This is a genomic window from Spiroplasma endosymbiont of Megachile willughbiella, from assembly GCF_964273395.1.
Lineage (GTDB): Bacteria > Bacillota_I > Bacilli_A > Mycoplasmatales > Mycoplasmataceae > Spiroplasma_A > Spiroplasma_A apis.
The window spans coordinates 49,888-70,707 of the sequence record NZ_OZ187005.1; the positions used below are offsets into that span (position 1 = coordinate 49,888).

Below are 20,820 nucleotides of genomic sequence, written 5' to 3' on the forward strand. Positions count from 1 at the left end.
GATGATAATAAAACAAAGTCTAATAAATAATTGGGCAAGTGCAATCTCTTCAATAGCTATAGAAAATAATAACATTAAAGAATATATTGAATTATCAAATAAAATAAGAAAATTATTCATGGAAAATGAGGAATTATCAATTTTTCTAAAAAATAATTTTATAGATTTAAATACAAGATATAACTTTCTTGATAAAGTTTTTTTGAATACTAATTTAGATAAAAACTTGTTAAATGTTTTAAAACTCTTAACAGAACGAAATTTAATCTCAGCAACTAAAAGTATTTTCAAAAAAGTGGAATTCAACTTATTAAAAGCAACTGAGATATCAAAAGGTTATGTTTACTCTGTTGAGAAGTTAGATGAAAAACTTATTAAAGAACTAGAATTGAAACTTAGTAAGAAACTTAACCAAACAATTACACTTGAAAATCTGATTGACAAGTCACTTATTGCTGGAATAAAAGTTGAAATCAACGATCATAGGTTTGATTCTTCTATAAAAGGAAAAATAGAAGATATGAAACTTCAAATATTACAAAATAGAAAATAGGGGTGAAAATATGCCACTAAAAATCAACGAAATTTCCGAGGTTATTAAAAAACAAATTCAAAATTACGGAAAAGAAATAGTTAAAAGTGAAGAAGGTGTCGTAGCCAGTATCGGTGACGGTGTAGCCTTATTATTCGGACTTGATGAAGTTATGATGGGTGAACTTTTAATCTTTGACAACGATATTTATGGTATGACTTTAAGTCTTGAAGATGGTGCTGTTGGTGCTGTTATTATTGGTGATGATTCACAAATAAAACAAGGTGACAAGGTCAAAAGAACAAAGAGAGTAGTAGAAACACCTGTCGGAGATGAGTTACTTGGAAGAGTTTTAAATGGTATTGGTCAGCCTATAGATGGTAACGGACCTTTCAAAGAAAACAAGTTCTCTCCAGTAGAAAAAATAGCTTCAGGAGTTATGTCAAGGAAATCTGTCGATCAACCGCTTGAAACAGGGTTGCTTTCGGTAGACTCAATTATTCCAATTGGAAAAGGTCAACGTGAGCTTATAATTGGTGACAGACAAACTGGTAAAACTGCCATAGCAATTGACACTATAATAAACCAAAAAGGTAAAAATGTTAAATGTGTTTATGTTGCAATAGGTCAAAAAGAATCAACAGTAGCACAGGTTGTCGAAAAGTTAAAGCAAGCTGGAGCAATGGAATTTACAACAGTTATATCAGCTTCTGCTAGTGAATCTGCTCCAATGCAATATCTTGCACCTTATTCTGGTGTTTCTATTGCAGAGGAATGAATGTCTCAAGGAGATGATGTCTTAATTATTTATGATGATCTTTCTAAACATGCCGTTGCATATAGAACGCTTGCACTTCTACTTCGTAGACCACCAGGTCGTGAAGCTTACCCAGGAGATGTATTTTACTTACACTCAAGACTTTTAGAAAGAGCAGCAAGGGTTAATGAAAAATTTGGTGGTGGTAGCATAACCGCTCTACCAATTATTGAAACTCAAGCTGGAGATATATCAGCTTACATTCCTACTAATGTAATATCAATTACAGACGGACAAATATTCCTTTCAGATCAGTTATTCAACTCTGGTATTAGACCAGCTGTTGACACAGGTTTATCTGTTTCAAGGGTAGGTTCTTCTGCACAAATTAAAGCTGTTAAACAAATGGCTGGTACATTAAAATTAGAACTAGCACAATATTATGAATTACAAGCGTTTGCAAAATTTGGTAGTGATTTGGATGAGACAACTAAGGCTACATTAAACCATGGAAATAAAATTGTGGAGTTATTAAAACAGAGACAGTATAATCCGTTGTCACAAATTGATCAATCTATAATACTTTTAGCTATTAAAAAAAGATTAATCAAATGACTTCCTGTAAGTGAAATGTCAATTTTCAAAGAAGCGCTGTTGCTCCATTTCAATAATGATAAAACAGCACAAGCCTTAAGAAAATTATTAGAAGCAGAACAAGAGTTCAGTGAAGAACTAACAAAAAAAATTGAAGCACAAATTGTTATTGTTCTTAAAAAAATAATTACCGGAATTAAAGGATGAAAAGCATCAGACTTTGGTGACCAAAAGGAATGGAGCAAACTATAGATGCCAAACCTTAGTGAGTTAAAAACACAAATTGGATCAGTTAAAGATATCGGTAAAATAACAGGGGCAATGGAATTAGTTGCAACAGCCAAATTAAAAAAAATCACTCGTAGAGTTGGTGAAATTCATAATTACCTTGAAGAGGTGTACGACGTTTTCAATTATATTATTTCCAACTCAGAAGATTCGATTTATTTGAAAAAACCTAATCAACAAATTAATAATACATTATGAGTTTTGATATCTTCTAACTTGGGATTGTGTGGCGGTTACAATGCAAATATTTTTAAACTTGTTCAAAATGAAATTAAACAAGAAGATAGCATAATTGCTATTGGGACAAAAGCAATCAATTTTTGTAATCAATATAATTTCAATATCAAGAGCAAAGTTACAAATATTGATGTTGACTTTACTAACGAACAAGCAAGAGAAATTGCATCTGATATCCTGGAAGCATATACTTTAAAAAAATATGATGCAGTTAATATTGTTTATACAAAGTTCATCAATAATGCCACATTCGAACCAAGCATTATAAATATGTTTCCGATTGAAAAAAAAGAACAATCAAATACGGGAGAGATTATTACACTTGAACCAGACCCAGAAACAGTCTTGGCTACATCTATTTCACTTTATTTGAACACAATAATCTTTGGAACAATACTTGAATCTCAGCTTTCCGAGCAAGCAAGTAGAAGAATGGCTATGGAGTCAGCTACAAAAAATGGAAAGGAATTATCACAAGAGCTAACAGTTTTATATAATAGAAAACGACAAGAAAACATAACACAAGAAATTAGTGAAATTGTTGGTGGAGCTAATGCTCAAAATGATAATTAATATAGGAGGTATAAAAAATGAAAATTACTAAAGGTAAAATTATTCAAGTTATGGGTCCGGTAGTCGATGTTAAGTTCAAAGAAAATGAAATGCCAAGCTTGTATAATACTATTGAATTACAAAACAACGGTGGAAAGCTTGTTTTGGAAGTTGTCCAACATATTGGAGATGATCTTGTAAGAACTATTGCCATGGGACCAACAGAAGGTCTTGTAAGAGGAGTGGAAGTTACCAATACAGGAGCACCAATTTCTGTACCTGTCGGAGACGAGGTTCTTGGAAGAATGTTTAATGTGTTAGGTGACCCTATTGATGATAAACCTCCTGTTCAATCAAAAAGAATGCCCATTCATAGAGCGGCACCAACATATGATGAATTGACTACATCAGCTGAAATCTTAGAAACTGGAATAAAAGTTGTAGACTTAATGATGCCTTTCTCAAAAGGTGGAAAAATTGGTTTATTTGGTGGTGCAGGAGTTGGTAAGACAGTTCTTGTTCAAGAATTAATCAATAACGTTGCAAAAGCTCACGGTGGAATCTCAGTATTTGCTGGAGTAGGTGAGAGAACAAGAGAGGGTAACGACCTTTATTATGAAATGATAGAAGCAGGGGTTATTGATAAGACTAGTTTAGTTTTTGGTCAAATGAACGAACCCCCAGGTGCTAGAATGAGAGTTGCTCTTACTGGCTTGACAATTGCTGAATATTTTAGGGATGAAAGAAATCAAGATGTACTACTATTCATTGACAACATCTTTAGATTCACACAAGCAGGGTCTGAAGTATCGGCTTTATTAGGGAGAATGCCATCTGCTGTTGGTTACCAACCAACATTAGCAACTGAAATGGGAGCTTTGCAAGAAAGAATTACATCTACTCAAAAAGGTTCTATTACTTCCGTTCAAGCAGTTTACGTACCAGCCGACGACTTAACAGACCCAGCCCCAGCAACCACTTTTGCTCACCTTGACGCAAGGGTTGTTTTGGATAGATCAATTGCAGCTCTAGGTATTTATCCAGCCATTGATCCACTTGACTCGAGTTCGAGAATGTTAGATCCAAGCATTGTTGGTGAAGATCACTATTCTGTAGCCTTGAGTATTCAAGAGACTCTTCAAAAATACAAAGAGTTACAATCAATAATAGCTATTTTAGGTATGGATGAACTATCTGAGGAAGATAGAATTATAGTTAACAGGGCTAGAAAAATAAGAAACTTCATGTCACAACCATTTACTGTGGGAGAAAAATTCACTGGAAGAAGTGGTAAGTATGTCCCAATATCAGAAACAATTAGATCATTCAAAGCAATCTTAAATGGAGAGATGGACGACGTTCCAGAAACATTATTTATGTATGCGGGTTCTATTGATGAAGTAAATGAAAGATTTAAAAAAGAAAATAAATAATGAAGCTTAAAGTAATCACACCCGACGGAATTTTCTTAAATGATATTGAAGTTAACTATGTTGGTGTTCAAACTAGCGCCGGTGATATGACTATATACTCAAGACATATTCCGATAGTTTCAACACTCATTATTGGTGTTTTGAAATATGAACACGAAAATATAAAAAAATATATTCATGTACATAGAGGAATTTTACAAGTGTCTAAGGAACAAGTAAAAATTCTAACACAACGTCTTTATGAAGTTGACGAAAATGGGAAAAGAATCTCTGAAAACACATACGAATAATAAAAATACTCGTTTATTTCCAAAACGAGTATTTTTATTTTTTTAATTCTGTTTTCTTTAAGAGAAGTGCATCTTCCCTTTTTCTTAATTGGTCTTGAACTTTGTCTTCAATAATCTTTGTAAAAGCTCACATTTTTTCTCTTTTGAGAAAACCCATAAACCTTACATAGTTTACTTGTAATGGTTTAAAGTTGATTCTCCCAAGATCTACATTTTTTAAAATACCTGCTATTTTTTTGTTCATAATAACTTGTTCGCGACAATTTTCTAACCTAGTTCTATGTTCAGGCGGAAAATCACTTAAATTTTTGTAAATGTTTTCGACACTTCCATATTTTTCTATGAGTTTGATTGCCGTGTTGTAATGCATCCCTTTAACACCTTTTATATTATCTGAGTGGTCACCCAACAAACTCTTCATATCTGGTATTTGTGATGGTTTACATCCAAACTTTTCAAAAACTTCTTTTTCTGTTATGGTTTCTTTTTCTGTTTTTTTAGACTGTTGTGAGATTACATTTACATCTTTTGATATTAGTTGGTAAGTATCTTTGTCATTTGAAATAATATCAACCTTATAACCAAGTTTGACAGCAATCCTGGTTATTGTTCCCATGATGTCATCTCCCTCGTACTGACATTTTTCATATCAGGGGATGTTAGCAGATGTTAAAAAATCTCTTACTAATTGCATTTGTGGTATTAAATCACTTGGCGTTTCTTTTCTTGTAGCTTTATAAGCAGGATAAATATCTCTTCTTCAACATTCTTTTCCAACATCAAAGGTAACAATAACTGTGTGATAATTGTTGCTATTAATCATTTCATATATTTTTGCTACAAACACGTAAAGTGCATTAATTAGCACTCCCTCACGATTTACAGCAACCTTTTTCCTTTTTAAAGAACCGTAATATCCTCTATGTAATAAATGATAACCATCAACTATTACGACCTTTTTCTTTTCTTCCATTTTTCATTCTCCTAATAATAATCATATTTTTTTGATATTATTTCTATTTCGTTACTGATGGGATTTAGAAGTTCTAAATCGTTTATAAAAAAATCCAATACAACAGTATCTTCTCAAAACTCTTTTGTTGTCTCTTTGATAGATAATTTATGTAGATACGTTGTTATTTTTTTTAAGTGACTAATATTAAAACTTATTTTTAGACTGAATTTGAGTTCTAAAATACTAAAACTCATCTCCTTTAGTAACTGGATTGCACCATTACTATAAGCTCTTTGAAGCCCGCCAGTACCTAACTTGATTCCACCATAATATCTAACACAAAAGATTATTATGTTCGTCAGCTTGTTAACTTCAATCAGTCTTAATAAAGGTTCGCCGGCTGTTCCTATGGGTTCGCCGTCATTATTGTAACCATATTTTGGATTTTCATAGCCATATTTATAAGCTCAACAATTGTGTCGAGCATCTATTCTTCGATACTCATTTATAAATTCTTCTAAATCAGATTTGTTTTCAACTCTACCTATATAGGTAATAAATTTAGATTTTTTGATTGTTTCTTCAAAGATAAGAACTTTATCAACATCAGGTACCTTCAAATAAATCACCATCGTTACCAAATTTATTTTCTCACATATATGAAAAAAATAAAGGTTTAAGTTGGATTATTTAAAAATAAATATTTAAACTTTTTTGTTTTTTGATTGCCTTTGTAAGTTATTTTGCAAGAAAAAGGTTGAATTAAAATAGTAACTATTTTAAAAAAAAGTTATAATTACTTTGTTATTGGTTTAATATTATCTAACAAAAAAAGGAGATACCTATGGCTAGAGACAAGGTTATAATAAAGAAACACGGTAAAATAGCCGATCAAATAATTTCTTTACAAGAAAAATTTGAAAAACTTTCTGATGAGCAACTTAAGGAAAAAACTTTAGAATTTAGAGAAAGATTGCAAAACAACGAAACTCTTGATGATTTATTAGTAGAGGCCTATGCAACTGTCAGAGAAGCTGCATACAGAGTTCTTGGATTAAGGGCATATAAAGTTCAACTTATTGGAGGTATCATATTACACGAAGGTGACATCGCAGAGATGAGAACCGGTGAAGGTAAGACTTTAACAGGATTGTTTCCAGCATATTTAAATGCTCTTACAGGTGAAGGAGTACATGTTGTTACAGTTAACGAGTACCTTTCAAAAAGAGATAGTGAAATTAATGGACAAGTTTACAATTTCTTAGGATTAACTGTTGGTTTGAACGGAAGAGACCTTACAAAGGATATGAAAAGAGATGCCTATAGTCAAGACATCACATATACTACTAACTCAGAATTAGGTTTTGACTATCTAAGGGATAATATGGTATATTCATACTCTCAAAAAACCCAACGAAAACTTAATTATGCAATTATCGATGAGGCAGATTCTATCTTAATTGACGAAGCTAGAACGCCATTGATAATATCTGGTGGAAGCCAAAATAGGGTAAATATGTACAAGGCTGCAGACGCCCTAGCCAAAACACTTAAAGAACCCGCTGATGTCGAAATTGATTTGGAATCTAAACAAGTTTATTTGACTGATGAAGGAATTAAGAAAGCGCAAAAGTTTTTTAGTATAGACAACCTTTTTGATTTTAAAAATACTGAGGTTTTTCACTTAATTATGAATGCTTTGAAAGCCAACTTCACTTTTAAAGCTGAAATTGAATATACAGTCCAAGATAATGAAATAATTTTAATTGACCAGTTTACAGGAAGAACTATGCCAGGTAGAGCGTATAGTGATGGTTTACAACAAGCATTACAAGCTAAGGAAAATGTTGAAATAGAGGAAGAAACATCTACTTTAGCAACAATAACTTATCAAAACTTTTACAGACTTTATAGTAAGCTAGCGGGTATGACAGGTACTGCTAAAACCGAAGAAGAAGAGTTTATTAAAATTTATAATACAAGGGTTATTGTCTGTCCAACTAATAAACCAATTATCCGTAAGGATGAACCAGATCTTACTTTTGGTACAAAACACGCCAAATTTAAAAAATTGATAGTAGATATCAAAGAAATAAATGAAAAAGGAAGACCAATACTTATAGGTACTACAAGCGTTGAGTCATCAGAACAAGTTGCCCATTATCTTGATAAAGCTGGACTAAAGTTTGAAATGATTAATGCCAAAAATCACCATCGTGAAGCAGAAATTGTCGAAAAAGCTGGACAGTTTAAAGCAATAACCTTAGCCACTAACATGGCGGGTCGTGGTACTGATATTAAATTAACAGAGGAAACCAGACAATTGGGTGGTTTATATGTTATTGGAATAGAAAGAAATGAAGCTCGCCGTATTGATAATCAGTTAAGAGGGCGTGCAGGTCGTCAAGGTGACCCTGGGGACTCAAAGTTTTATATATCGATGGAAGACGATCTTATGGTTCGTTTTACAGCACCAAAAGTTAGACAATTGTTTTTAAAACTAGGTGATGATCACATAGAATCTAAGATGTTTACAAGAGCAATCACTAACGCTCAAAAAAAACTTGAGGGATTAAACTTTGATCAAAGAAAAAATGTTCTTGATTATGATAATATTTTGAGTCAACAAAGAGAAGCCATTTATGCTCAAAGAGATGACATTCTTTTACAACCAGATCTGAAAGTTGTTCTTGAAAAGTTTCAATACACAATTGCATATGAATTGGTAGATCGCAGTTCAGAACTCGTTCGTGGAGAAAAAACAGTTAGAATCAAAACTCTTATCAATCAATTAAATAATGTCTTTGTTATGGAAGATAGTTTAATAGAATCTGATTTCGATGGACTTGAAAAAAACGAAATGGCGAAGTTAGTTCAGAAAAAAATGATGGAGTTTTACATATTCAAAACTAAAGATGTACCAGAGAATGTAATTACCGAACTAGAACGTCGCACTATTTTGCAAGCTTTTGACAAATATTGAACAAGACACATCAACCTAGCTCAAAAACTAAGAAGTGGTATTTACTTGCAACAATATGCTCAAAACAACCCACTTCACCAATATGTTGAAGAATCTGCTAAGTTATTTAACAAGATGAAGATAGATATTGCAGAAGAAACTATCACAAACCTAAATTCTTCTTTCTTCAAACAAAAAGAAGATGTGTCAGTTAAATTCGATCCAAACGAAAGTGAAAAGAAAGTTATCAACATTACCGAGACAGATATTGATGATATTCTGGCTGAAATTGGTATTACAAAAGAAAACTTCTCTCGTGATAGTGTTAATAAAAGGTTCACTGAGTTAAATGACGAGTTTAAAGATGACGAACAGACACTTCGCAAATTGAGTATTCAGTATGAAATTTTAAAAGGTCTTATGGATAAATTGGATTCTATGTTCGAAGATCAACAAAAAATCACTAAAGAATTGTCGCAGCAAGAATTAGACAAAATTGTTTCTAAATTTGGATTATCTGGTAAAAAATTCACTCCGAATGATGTTAAAGAAGCTTTTGAAAGGTTATCTGAAGGTTTAGATGAGCAAGAACGAACTACTCTTTTAATGGAATCACAAATTGTTATGGCTATATCACTACAGCTTGAAAAACTTCTAAAAGAACAATCAAAATCAGGTGAGTTTGTTGTTACTGATGAGGACGGAAAAGTTAAAAAGGTATTCAAAACAAATAAGGATGGTTCTATTTCAGAAGACGACATAGAAGATACAGAAAAAGTACAAACTAAAACCAAAATTGGATAAATCCAAAATTGGTTTTATTTTTTTTATTAAAAATGGTAATATCTTTAAAATAAATCTAAAATAGGTTTATAAAGGAGTCTAATTTATGGCAAAAACATTTAAAGAATTTGACTTGGTAACAAACTTCAAACCGGGTGGAGACCAACCAAAAGCAATAGAAGCTTTAATAAATGGTTTGAAGGAAGGAAAAAAACATCAAGTTTTGTTAGGTGCAACTGGAACGGGTAAAACATTTACAATGGCAAATATCATCAAAGAAATGAATAAACCCACATTAGTATTAGCTCACAATAAAACATTAGCTATGCAGTTATATATAGAGTTCAAAGAGTTATTTCCAAATAATAGAGTAGAATATTTTGTATCAAACTTTGACTTTTATCAACCAGAGGCTTACATACCTGCAAGAGATTTATATATTGATAAGGATGCTAAAAGAAATAATGATTTAGAGATGATGCGATTAAGCACTATGAATGCTTTAATGCTTAGAACAGACACAATTGTTGTTGCATCTGTCGCTGCAATTTATGCCACACAAGATCCAAAAGAGTATGGTGAGGTTTTTTTTGAGTTAGCAGTTGGTCAATCTATTTCTAAAAAACAGTTATTAACATTTTTAGTTCAGACTGGTTATGTAAGAAATGAGACCCACTTAGATATGGGTTGTTTTAGCGCCAAAGGTGATGTAATTAAAATTGCTCCAAGTTGGACAGATGATTATAATATTAGAATATCAATGTTTGGAAATGAAATTGAAGCAATTGATATTCTTGATGTTTTAAACAATACTGTTAAAGAAAGTTTGAGAATGTTCACAGTATTTCCGGCTTCGTCATATGTAACAGATTTTGATAAGATGAAACTTGTCATTAAAAACATTGAAAATGAACTTGAAGGTCGTGTAAAGGAGTTACTTGATCAAGGAAAAGTTTTAGAAGCAGATCGCCTAGATAAAAGAACAAGATACGATTTAGAATTGCTTAGTGAATTTGGAATGTGTAGTGGTATTGAAAACTATTCTGCGCATATTGACTTTAGAGCACCAGGAACACCTCCGTATAGTTTGGTAGATTATTTTGGAGAAGATTTCTTAACCATTATAGATGAGTCGCATATGATGATTCCTCAAATAAAAGGGATGTTTAATACAGACAGAAGTAGAAAAGAAACATTAGTAAATCACGGTTTTAGATTACCAAGTGCATTGGATAATAGGCCCTTGAACTTTGAAGAGTTCACTGGAAAACTCCAAAGCGTAATTTACACTTCAGCTACTCCTGGTGATTATGAGTTAGAATTAACAAATGGGGTAGTTACTGAACAAATTATTAGACCAACGGGACTAGTAGACCCTGTCATCGAAGTTTGACCAACCACAAACCAAATGGAAAATATAATTACAGAAATACATAAAGTATCTGCTAAGAAGCAAAAAGTGTTCATAACTTCTCTTACAATAAAACAGTCCGAAGACATCACCTCATTTTTACAAGATAGAAATATTAAAGTGGCATATCTTCACTCTGAACTTAAAACTTTAGAAAGAAATCAAGTGCTTTTAGATCTTCGAAAAGGAGTTTACGATGTTATTGTTGGTGTCAACTTACTAAGAGAAGGATTAGACATACCTGAAGTTAGTCTTGTGTGTATTTTAGATGCAGACAAACAAGGATTTTTGAGAAACACAAGAAGTTTGATACAAACAGTTGGTAGAGCTGCACGTAACTCAGAAGGTAGAGTTATATTTTTTGCAGATAAAATCTCACAAGCCATGGAAGAGGCTATGCAAGAGACAAAAAGAAGAAGAGATAAACAAATCGCTTTTAACAAGGCCAATAATATTGTGCCTCAAACAATTGTAAAAAAAATAAGTGATATTGGTTCTTCTGTAAATATAAGAAACAAAATTAAAGAGCTTAAAGGAAAAAATAGTAAAGAAAAAGCCGAAGAAAAAATTATTGCTGATCTTAGAAAAGAAATGCTTTTGGCAGCAAAAGAACAAAATTATGAAAAAGCAGCAGAATTAAGAGATATAATCTTAGAACTACAAGCTTTATAGGAGAAATAAAATGGCAAATAACAAACTGATAATAAAAGGTGCTAGGGAACACAACCTTAAAAATATTGATATAAAATTACCAAAAGAGAAATTAATAGTTTTTACCGGTTTATCTGGAAGTGGAAAGTCTTCACTTGCTTTTAATACTATTTATGCAGAAGGAGAAAGAAGATATATAGAATCATTATCTTCATTCTCTAGACAATTTTTGAAGTCAGTGGAAAAACCAGATGTTGATGATATAGAAGGACTAAGTCCAGCAATCTCAATTGATCAAAAAACCACTAGTCATAACCCGCGTTCTACAGTTGGAACAACTACTGAAATACACGATCACTTAAGACTACTTTATGCAAACGTTGGAACTCCATATTGTATTAACGGTCATGGTCCAATTCAAACTTCTTCAATCAAAGAAATAATCGATACTTTAAAAAAAGAAACAAGTGATCATGAACAATTCTTTATTTTGGCACCCGTAGTTAGAGATAAAAAGGGAACACACAAAGACTTATTCTTGAAACTAAATAAAGAAGGGTTTATTAGAGCGCTAGTTAATGGCAAAATCAGAAACTTAGACGAAGACATAGAACTAGAACAAAATAAAAGACATAACATAGATATTGTGGTAGATAGATTAATTTATCAAGAAGATGATGAAGATTTGCAATCAAGAATATATGCTGCAATTGAGGTCGGTCTTTCTTATTCTAATGGTTTAATAAAAATACAATATCCTAAAAGAAATGATGAAACCCGTCTATTCTCAACTAAGTATTCTTGCAGTGAGTGTGGATTTATAATACCAAACCTTGAAGCAAACCTATTTTCTTTTAACAAAAAAAATGGAGCTTGTGAAGTCTGCTCTGGTTTGGGAGTTAACTTAGAAGCTGACCCGAGCCTGATTATTCCTGATGACAACTTATCTATCAGATCAGGAGGTATTCTTTATTATAAAAATCTAGTAGACAGTCAAAACATAGAATGACAAAAGTTTAAATCTTTATGTAATTACTACTTAATAGATTTGAACCAACCCATTAACACTTTATCTGCAAAACAAATGAAAGTCATATTATGGGGTAGTGAAGAACCAATCGAAACAAAAATAACAACTTCAAGCGGTAATGTCTATAATGCCTTCGATTATATTGAGGGAGTTGGAAGTTTAATTGAAAGAAGATTTATTGAAACTAGTTCTGAAGAAAACAGAAAATATTATGGAAAATACATGGTATCAAAAGAGTGTAAAGCTTGTCAAGGACAACGTTTGAACCCAATAGCATTGAGTGTAAAATTAAATGGATTAAACATTGCTGAGTTTGTGAATTTAACCATCGAGGAAGAACTTAACTTTTTATTAAATTTAAAACTTACTGAACAACAAGAAAAAATAGCAAGCCTAGTCCTTCAACAACTTTTATCTAGAATAAGTTTTTTAAACGAAGTGGGTCTAAACTATTTAACACTTTCTAGAAGTGCAACCACTTTATCTGGTGGAGAGGCACAAAGAATTCGTTTAGCTAAACAACTTGGTTCGAAGCTGTCGGGGGTCCTATATGTTTTGGATGAACCTTCTATAGGATTGCACCAAAGAGATAACGACAAATTAATCAATACTTTGAAAAAGCTAAGAGATTTAGGGAATACCCTTATAGTTGTTGAACATGATGAAGATACTATGAAAGAAGCTGATTGAATTGTTGATATAGGCCCAGGAGCCGGGACACGCGGTGGAGAAGTTATGGCCCAAGGAAAATACGAAGATATTTGTAAAAATGAAAACTCGATAACTGGACAATATTTATCTAAAAAATTATCTATACCAACACCAAAAAAACGTAGAGGTGGAAATGGGAAGAAGTTAGAGATTCTCGAAGTTACAGAAAACAACTTAAAAAAAATTGATGTGACCATACCACTTGGTAAGTTTGTAACTATTACTGGAGTAAGTGGTAGTGGTAAATCAACATTAGTTGAAGAGGTAATATACAAAGGTCTCCGCAAGGAAATAAACAATGAATTAATTAGACCTGGTAAGTATAAAAAAATGAAGGGTCACGAGAATATCGACAAAATAATTTATGTTTCACAAGACCCAATTGGTAAAACTCCTAGATCAAATCCAGCAACATATACATCTGTTTTTGATGATATTAGAGACCTTTTTGCAGAAGTTCCAGAAGCTAAAATTCGCGGATATAAAAAAGGAAGATTTAGTTTTAATGTACCAGGTGGAAGATGTGACACTTGCCAAGGTGATGGAGTTGTTAGAGTGGATATGCAGTTTCTTGGTTTTGTGGAAGTTGTTTGTGAAACTTGTAACGGACGTAGATATAATGAAGAAACTTTACAAGTTAAATACAAAAAGAAAAATGTACACGATGTATTAAATATGACAGTAGAAGAAGCTTATGAGTTTTTTGAAAACGTTCCAAAAATTAATCTTAAACTAAAAACAATACTTGACGTTGGTTTGGGTTACATTAAACTCGGACAAAATGCAACTACTTTGTCTGGGGGAGAGGCTCAGAGAGTTAAGTTATCTACTTTCTTGTTAAAAAAATCAACTGGAAAAACAATGTTCTTACTTGATGAACCAACAACGGGTCTTCATATAGATGATGTAAAGCGATTAATAAAGATTTTAAATATTTTAGTAGACCAAGGAAATACAGTTTTAACTATTGAACATAATTTAGACTTCATCAAGGTTTCTGATCATATAATTGATTTGGGACCGGATGGAGGTTCAGAAGGTGGAAACATTTTAGTAACAGGAACCCCTGAGCAAGTTTGTTTGTCATCGGAAAGTTATACTGCCAAATACCTTAAGGCATACTTAAATGATTAGTGTAGATAAAAAACTTATCCCATTCAAGACTTATTTTCAAAGACAATATAACCTAAGTAAACTTTTGAATGATATTGGTAATCCACAAAATAAATTTGAGGTTGTAAATATTGTAGGCACCAATGGGAAGGGTTCAACAGCTAAGTTTATTTATGATAACTTAGTCGGTAAAATAGCTAACATCGGTCTTTTTACATCGCCAGCATTTTTATTTCATAATGAGCGAATTAAGGTAAATGAAAATTTCATTACTGATAAACAATTAAAAGCAATCATCAAAAAATATAAAAAAACTTTCGCGAACTATAAGTTAACGTTTTTTGAAATTTGAACTTTCGTTGCAATAATTTATTTTACACATATGAATGTAGAATTCGCCATAATAGAAGCGGGCATTGGTGGTATTTTGGATTCCACTAATGTATTTCAAAATCAAAAAGCAGTCTGCATTACAACTATTGATTTAGATCACACAGAAGTTTTAGGCTCAAAAGTTGAAAACATAATTGAACAAAAAATAGGGATTGTCAAACCAAATGCAAAGGTTTTTATTAGCAACGACAACTTAAAATACAAAGATATAATATCGATGTATTGTAAGAATAATATAAATTATTGCGAGATTTTTCAAGGAGAACAAACATACCAAAAGTACAATAAAGGTTTGGCAAAAGAACTTGTTGAGTACTTAGGTTATTCTTTTACAAGTTATCTAGAACCTCCTTTAGGAAGATTGACCATCTTAAATAAAAATCCCTTGCTATTAATCGATGGATGTCATAATATCTCAGGGGCAAGAGAGTTGTCCAAAGAATGCAAAAAAATCCCAAACCTAACAATTTTGTTCGCTGCGATAAAAGGTAAAGAACAAAACGAAATGATAGAAGTTTTAGAAAAAAGCTGTGATAAACTTTTTGTTACAACATTCAAACATTTCAAAAGTTGGGACATAAATAAAGTTAATCATCCGAATAGGGTCAAGAACTGAAAAAAGTTTTTAAGAAAAAATAAAGATAATAATATCCTTATATGTGGAAGTTTATATTTCATTCCATTAATATATAAGTGGTTTTTAAGGAGAAAATAATGAATTTTTACATTTTGACAAATATTATAGGTATTATTGGTGTTTGTGCCACCTTAATAATTGCACTAGCAATGGAAAAGTTTACATTTAAAAAAATAAGTGTTAAGCACTTAACTGTCATATCAACTTTTGGCGCTTGTTCTGTTGTATTAACGAATATACTTGGTTACAATATTCCGATATTAGGAAATATTAGATTAGCTTTTGGTGATTGAATTATATTCTTTTTAGGAATGCTATTCGGACCAATTTGTGGTGTTATGTCTGGAATCTCGATAGATGTTGTGGGGTCAGTTATACCAAATAGTTTTGGATACCACGCGGGTTACATGTTTAACAAATCTGTTTTAGGATTACTGGGTGCACTTGTATTCATTTTTAAAAAAGAAAAACATATACTTTTAAAAGTAATTTTACTTTATAGTATCGGATACGTACTCCAAAGTCTTTTACTTAACCAGATATGGATGATGTCTTGAAAAGGAGAAGCAGCTTGAGTAGATTTGATAGGTAAATTGATAAAGTTACCAATAACTTTACCCATTTATATATCTGTGACATATTCAAGCTTCAGAATTATAAAACCATTACTTAATAAATGGACTATGGAGAATGTTTGGTGTTTTAGAAATAAAAACACACCTAATAGCTCATATTTAACTAGTGATAAACTTTAATGAGTTTAAAACTAGTTTTTTTTATCCATAAATCTCGTTATAATAATTAAAGCGAGGTTACTTATGAAAAAACTGACACTTAAAAACTTAATAGAAAAGTTTGATTTAGAAGTATTGGCTGGTTTAGAAAAAATAGACAGTCAAGTAAAAGTTTATGGTCTTAATCGAGCAGGTTTGGAGTTAACTGGTTACTTTGAAGAGGGGGCTAAATCACACAGGCTTGTTCTAATGTCAACAAAAGAGTATAACTATATCATGAATTTCGATGTGAAAGAACGTGAAGGACGTTATCGAAAATTATTGATGAAGGATATTCCGGGAGTTATCATTACATCTAAGTTCACAGATGAAGTATTTTTTAATGTAGCAAAGGAATTGAATGTTCCTGTTTTAAGAACTTCAATTGAGTCTACAAGTGACTTTATGCACAACTCTCTAGATTATATGGATTATTTTTTCGCACCTAAAATAGAAATGCATGCTTCTTTTATGAATATATTTGGGAAAGGCGTTATATTCATTGGCGAGTCTGGAATCGGTAAATCTGAGATCGCAATGGACCTTGTTAAAAGTAATCATTTATTTGTTGGTGATGATAGGATTGTGGTGACAAAAAAAGCCGGCTCTCTATTTGGGAGAAGCCATGAAATCTTAAAAAATTTAGTTGAAGTTCGCGGAATCGGTATAATTGATATTTCAAAAACAAATGGTTATCAAGTAATTATGGAGGAATCAACAGTTGATTTGGTTATTGAATTATCAGCATTTAAAAAAGATGGTGTTGATGATTCTGAAAGGTTAGGAAAAGATTTCCAAAGTTATAATATTTTAGGAGTTGATGTTCCCTACATAAAAATACCAGTTTCTTCTGGAAGAAATATTCCTAATATAATAGAAACAGCAGTTTCAAAATTAAAAATAACACAGAGCGGACTTTATAATGATGATGCTTCTCTATTAACGGAAAGAGTGATGGCTTTTACAGATGATTAATTTTTTAGCCGATGATCAAAGAAACACGTCAAATGAACTGTGAAATAACGGATCAGATTACTTATCTTTTATGTATCCTATACTTGTACTATGCGGGGTGCTTGTAACAATTATTGCCTCTGCAATCCAACTTAAAATAAGAAAAATACCACTTAAAGAGTTTATGAATTCTATTTATATAGTTATTCCAGCCGGTGTAATTGGAGGGTCTATATTTGGTAAGTTAGGTACAAATACTCCGATATATAAACTTATATTTATTTGAGAACCGGGACTAAGTATTTTTGGTGCTTTATTTGCTGGTGGAGCAGCGGGGTTTGTTTGATTTTGATATCAAAGACATCACACAAGAATCTCTATATGAGTTTATGCTGATTGTATTGTTCCAAATATATTATTAGGACAAGCAATAGGGCGATGAGGAAATTTATTCAATCATGAGATTTTAGGAAGGCAAACTGATATTTCAAAGTTTCAATGATTACCTGAGTGAATTTGAATGAGATTGTTTTATTTTATTGACCCTTCAACGGGTCAAAAATTATCAAGCCTAAGCTATAACGAACCGCTATTTTTATTTGAATCGATTGCTACATTGATGACTTGATTTTTTATAACATTTTTTATCACTAATCTGGGTAAAATTATTAGTAAAAAACCTTGGAATGTTAATCCTTTAGCATTTCCTTGTAAAAAATGAGTTTCAAAAAATTTGCTTCAAGACTTTGACAACACTTATCAAAATATTATTTACAAAGTAAATGATAATGGTGAATATAAGTTATCAAAAAGACAAGCATGGTTAAAAGCTTATTTTGTGTATCAGGCAGATAGTCAAGAAGTGAAATCTGCTCAAAGTATTATTGACAATCACAAGCGTTCGTATTTACAAGCTTTAGATAAGTATAAAGGAGTTAAACTTAAAAGAGATAATGAGATAAACGTAATCAAAAAAGAAATGTTTAAAAAACGATTATCTAAAAAAGAATTCAGATTGCGTAAAAAGAGTTTGAAAAAAGATTATTGAAAAATTTTGAAAGAGTTAAGATGAAAGAAAAGTAGAGTGTTAAATTTCTTAACCTTGAACTCACAAGAACTATATAATATTAATAATAAGGATAAGTATTGTGTCATTCATTCTGGTGTATTGTGCTCCACATATGTTATATTTTATTCTATAATTAGATTTATATTAGACACATCAAGAACAACCTATGAGTTGTCGTTCAAATGAAATCCCGTAATGAATTATCTTTCCTTAACAGGAATATTGATTCTGGGGTTCATAATGTTGATTTGCGCTCAGTTTATAGCGCCAAAAAAATGAAGGGAAGAAGGTTGGTTATATGAAAAATCATATTAAAACAGATTACGATTTGATTATAGCGGGTGCAGGTCCAGCTGGATTAACCGCTGCGCTTTACGCTTGTAGGGCTGGCTTGAATGTCCTAGTTTTAGAAAAGGAAGCACCAGGTGGAAAAGTTGTTAAAACTGGTGAAATTGAAAATTATCCTGGATTTAACTCTATTAATGGACCAGACCTAGCTTTCAAATTTTTTGATCAAGCAACCGCCATGGGTGCAAAATTTGAGTTTTCAGGATTGTTAGACTTCGAAAAACAAGATATTTTTACTGTTAAATTAGAAAATGGAAAAGAAATTACTTGCAAATCATTAATAATAGCAACTGGAACTAAAGAAAATTTATTAGGTGTACCAGGAGAAAAAGAACTTTATGGTAAAGGAGTTTCATATTGCGCTGTGTGTGATGGTAGCTTCTATAAAGATGTACCTGTTCTAGTTGTTGGTGGAGGATATTCTGCTATTGAAGAGGCTATATTTTTAACTAGATTTGCTTCAATAGTTTACATAGTGCATAGAAGTCAAAACTTTAGAGTTGATAATAAATCACTTGAAAAAGCTAAGAAAAATGAAAAAATCAAATTTATTCTAGATAGTGTTGTTGAAAGAATAAATGGTGATAACAAAGTGGAAAGTGTTGATGTTAAAAATCTCAAAACACAAAAAACCGAAAGTTTTGAAGTGAAAGGTATTTTCCCATTTATTGGTCAATATCCCGTTACAAGTTTCATTAAACACGAAGAAATCTTAAATGATCAAAGACACATAAAAAGTGACGAAAACATGAAAACGTTGATTGAAGGTTTATTTGTAGCAGGAGATGTTAGAAACACACCTTTCAGACAAATTGCGACCGCGGTAGCTGATGGAGCTTTAGCAGGACAAAACGCTGTATCATATATTGAAAATCTCGACTAAGGTCGTTTTTTTCATAAAATTGAAAATAATTACACGAAAAAGTTCATTTATAAAATTTATATTTTAATTTTCATACTCTTGATAACAACGTATACAATTTATGTTAAAATTTTAAAGGTTAAGGAGTGTTTTTTAATGGAACAATGAACGACGGGTGACAAATTTCCAAATAACCCCAACATAAATCCGCAATGAACAATTCAAGGTGACTACGGTTTCTTACATGTTTATGCATTTACTATGACTTTGGGTGTTATTGTCACTATAGCCATATCCGCCTTTAAATTTTGGCGAAAAGGGCTTAGCTTACGTGAACTGTTGATAGGAGCTTGTTTGAGTGTACCTGCTGGTTTGTTTGGAGCTAGTTTCTTTGGTAAACTAAATGCCGACGGTTATGGTAAAAATGCAAATGGAGCTAGTTTCTTTGAACTATTTGCATTTTGAAAAGAAGGAATGTCGATTCATGGCGCATTATTTTTAGGAGGTTTTGTTGGTATATTAATCTTCTATATTTTAGGTCGTAAACAAAGAGTATCTGTCTTAGTTTACATGGATTGTATATTACCAAATATACTTATCGGACAAGCTATTGGAAGATGGGGAAACTTTTACAACCACGAAATTTTTGGAAAACCAGTCTGAGATGTATCTAGTCACAGTCCAAACCCCTTAAACTGACTACCTGAGTTTTTAAGAGTAAATACTCAATTTAAATACACAGGTAGTGGGGGTGAATTTATTAACGGCATTGAAATGATTAATGGTCATACTTATCAAATGCAACCAATTTTCTTTTACGAATCTATAGCTTTATTTTTAGCTTGGATTGTAATTACGGTGTTCATTCCCGGTATTGGTAGATGAATAAGTAAAAAACCATGAAATTTACATCCAGAAACTTACCAACTCGATTTAAAATATTCGTTTAAGCACGCTTTTACTTGAAAAAAAGACGCTGAAAAACAAACATACTTCGAAGTTTGAAAAAAAGCCTTTTATTCAAATAACAACGAACAAGCAATTAAAAAATATAAAGAAGAGATAACTAAATTGCAAGGAACTAATTCACTTGCAAATAAATGAAAAAAAGGAAAAATGTTAGTTGACGCTAACAATCCAGACAATTATAAAATAATTAAAGCAGGTGTTGAAGCTGGAGCATATTTCTTTTTGTGAAACTTAATTAGATTTGTATTAGAACTTGGTAGACCTAATGATCACTTGTTTTTAATTTATCTACCGACAGCTTCATATATAGCGGTTGGTTTGACTTCCTTATTTGGATTACTTTTTATGTTAGTGTCACAGTTTATTTTTCCTAACTTAATCAGGACCCCTGGTTATGTTTATGAAAAGGAATATTTTTATACTGAGGAGGTTATTGATAAAATGACCTCTCAAGAGAGTAAATTAAAAAAAGTTTTAACAAAAGTAATAAGTAAAAAGAAAAGCAAGTAGGGTGAT

The 20,820-nt window shown here is 31.7% G+C and carries 16 protein-coding genes; 14 read left to right on the forward strand and 2 right to left on the reverse strand.

Annotated features, from left to right (window positions below):
- Position 1 precedes the first annotated feature (1 nt).
- From ACI2WZ_RS00255 to ACI2WZ_RS00275, 5 genes are read left to right on the forward strand one after another with little or no spacing between them, the layout of a single operon-like run.
- Positions 2-553, forward strand: a complete 552-nt coding sequence (locus ACI2WZ_RS00255; RefSeq protein ID WP_500244868.1) for a F0F1 ATP synthase subunit delta — start codon at positions 2-4, stop codon at positions 551-553.
- A gap of 10 nt (positions 554-563) precedes the next feature.
- On the forward strand, positions 564-2,135 hold the full coding sequence (atpA, locus tag ACI2WZ_RS00260; protein WP_500244869.1) for a F0F1 ATP synthase subunit alpha: 1,572 nt from the start codon (positions 564-566) through the stop codon (positions 2,133-2,135).
- Positions 2,136-2,981, forward strand: coding sequence for an ATP synthase F1 subunit gamma (gene atpG / locus ACI2WZ_RS00265; RefSeq protein ID WP_500222489.1), 846 nt, complete (start codon positions 2,136-2,138; stop codon positions 2,979-2,981).
- Positions 2,982-2,998: 17 nt separating this feature from the next.
- The gene (gene atpD / locus ACI2WZ_RS00270; protein WP_023788835.1) at positions 2,999-4,393 is read left to right on the forward strand and encodes a F0F1 ATP synthase subunit beta; all 1,395 of its coding nucleotides are present in this window, start codon (positions 2,999-3,001) and stop codon (positions 4,391-4,393) included.
- Entirely contained in the window at positions 4,393-4,683 is a 291-nt protein-coding gene (locus ACI2WZ_RS00275) for a FoF1 ATP synthase subunit delta/epsilon (protein ID WP_023788836.1), read from the forward strand. Before atpD ends, ACI2WZ_RS00275 begins: the two co-directional genes overlap by 1 nt.
- Positions 4,684-4,717: 34 nt before the next feature.
- On the opposite strand, the gene ACI2WZ_RS00280 is transcribed toward ACI2WZ_RS00275, so the two are convergent.
- Together ACI2WZ_RS00280 and ACI2WZ_RS00285 are read right to left on the reverse strand one after the other, a co-directional pair.
- Positions 4,718-5,656 (reverse strand): 5'-3' exonuclease, encoded by a 939-nt coding sequence (locus ACI2WZ_RS00280; protein ID WP_500244870.1) that lies wholly within the window; start codon positions 5,654-5,656, stop codon positions 4,718-4,720.
- A gap of 11 nt (positions 5,657-5,667) precedes the next feature.
- Positions 5,668-6,267, reverse strand: a complete 600-nt coding sequence (locus tag ACI2WZ_RS00285; RefSeq protein WP_500244871.1) for an IMPACT family protein — start codon at positions 6,265-6,267, stop codon at positions 5,668-5,670.
- Positions 6,268-6,482: 215 nt separating this feature from the next.
- Between ACI2WZ_RS00285 and secA the strand changes: the two genes are divergently transcribed.
- The 9 genes from secA to ACI2WZ_RS00330 all read left to right on the forward strand — a co-directional run bounded on the left by secA (position 6,483) and on the right by ACI2WZ_RS00330 (position 20,814).
- Positions 6,483-9,404, forward strand: coding sequence for a preprotein translocase subunit SecA (secA, locus tag ACI2WZ_RS00290; RefSeq protein WP_500244872.1), 2,922 nt, complete (start codon positions 6,483-6,485; stop codon positions 9,402-9,404).
- An 85-nt stretch (positions 9,405-9,489) separates the two neighbouring features.
- The gene (gene uvrB / locus ACI2WZ_RS00295) at positions 9,490-11,466 is read left to right on the forward strand and encodes an excinuclease ABC subunit UvrB (RefSeq protein WP_500244873.1); all 1,977 of its coding nucleotides are present in this window, start codon (positions 9,490-9,492) and stop codon (positions 11,464-11,466) included.
- Between the two features lie 10 nt (positions 11,467-11,476).
- Positions 11,477-14,320, forward strand: coding sequence for an excinuclease ABC subunit UvrA (uvrA, locus tag ACI2WZ_RS00300; protein ID WP_500244874.1), 2,844 nt, complete (start codon positions 11,477-11,479; stop codon positions 14,318-14,320).
- Entirely contained in the window at positions 14,313-15,407 is a 1,095-nt protein-coding gene (locus ACI2WZ_RS00305; RefSeq protein ID WP_500244875.1) for a bifunctional folylpolyglutamate synthase/dihydrofolate synthase, read from the forward strand. Before uvrA ends, ACI2WZ_RS00305 begins: the two co-directional genes overlap by 8 nt.
- Positions 15,407-16,084, forward strand: coding sequence for a folate family ECF transporter S component (locus ACI2WZ_RS00310; protein ID WP_500222500.1), 678 nt, complete (start codon positions 15,407-15,409; stop codon positions 16,082-16,084). Before ACI2WZ_RS00305 ends, ACI2WZ_RS00310 begins: the two co-directional genes overlap by 1 nt.
- A gap of 63 nt (positions 16,085-16,147) precedes the next feature.
- The gene (gene hprK, locus ACI2WZ_RS00315) at positions 16,148-17,077 is read left to right on the forward strand and encodes an HPr(Ser) kinase/phosphatase (RefSeq protein WP_023788844.1); all 930 of its coding nucleotides are present in this window, start codon (positions 16,148-16,150) and stop codon (positions 17,075-17,077) included.
- A complete protein-coding gene (locus ACI2WZ_RS00320; protein WP_500244876.1) occupies positions 17,070-18,440 on the forward strand; it encodes a prolipoprotein diacylglyceryl transferase family protein in 1,371 nt (456 codons plus the stop codon). The genes hprK and ACI2WZ_RS00320 overlap by 8 nt, the downstream gene beginning before the upstream one ends.
- Complete coding sequence (gene trxB / locus ACI2WZ_RS00325; protein WP_500244877.1) at positions 18,424-19,356, forward strand: thioredoxin-disulfide reductase; 933 nt, start codon at positions 18,424-18,426, stop codon at positions 19,354-19,356. The genes ACI2WZ_RS00320 and trxB overlap by 17 nt, the downstream gene beginning before the upstream one ends.
- 135 nt (positions 19,357-19,491) lie before the next feature.
- Positions 19,492-20,814, forward strand: a complete 1,323-nt coding sequence (locus tag ACI2WZ_RS00330; protein ID WP_023788847.1) for a prolipoprotein diacylglyceryl transferase — start codon at positions 19,492-19,494, stop codon at positions 20,812-20,814.
- Positions 20,815-20,820: the final 6 nt, after the last annotated feature.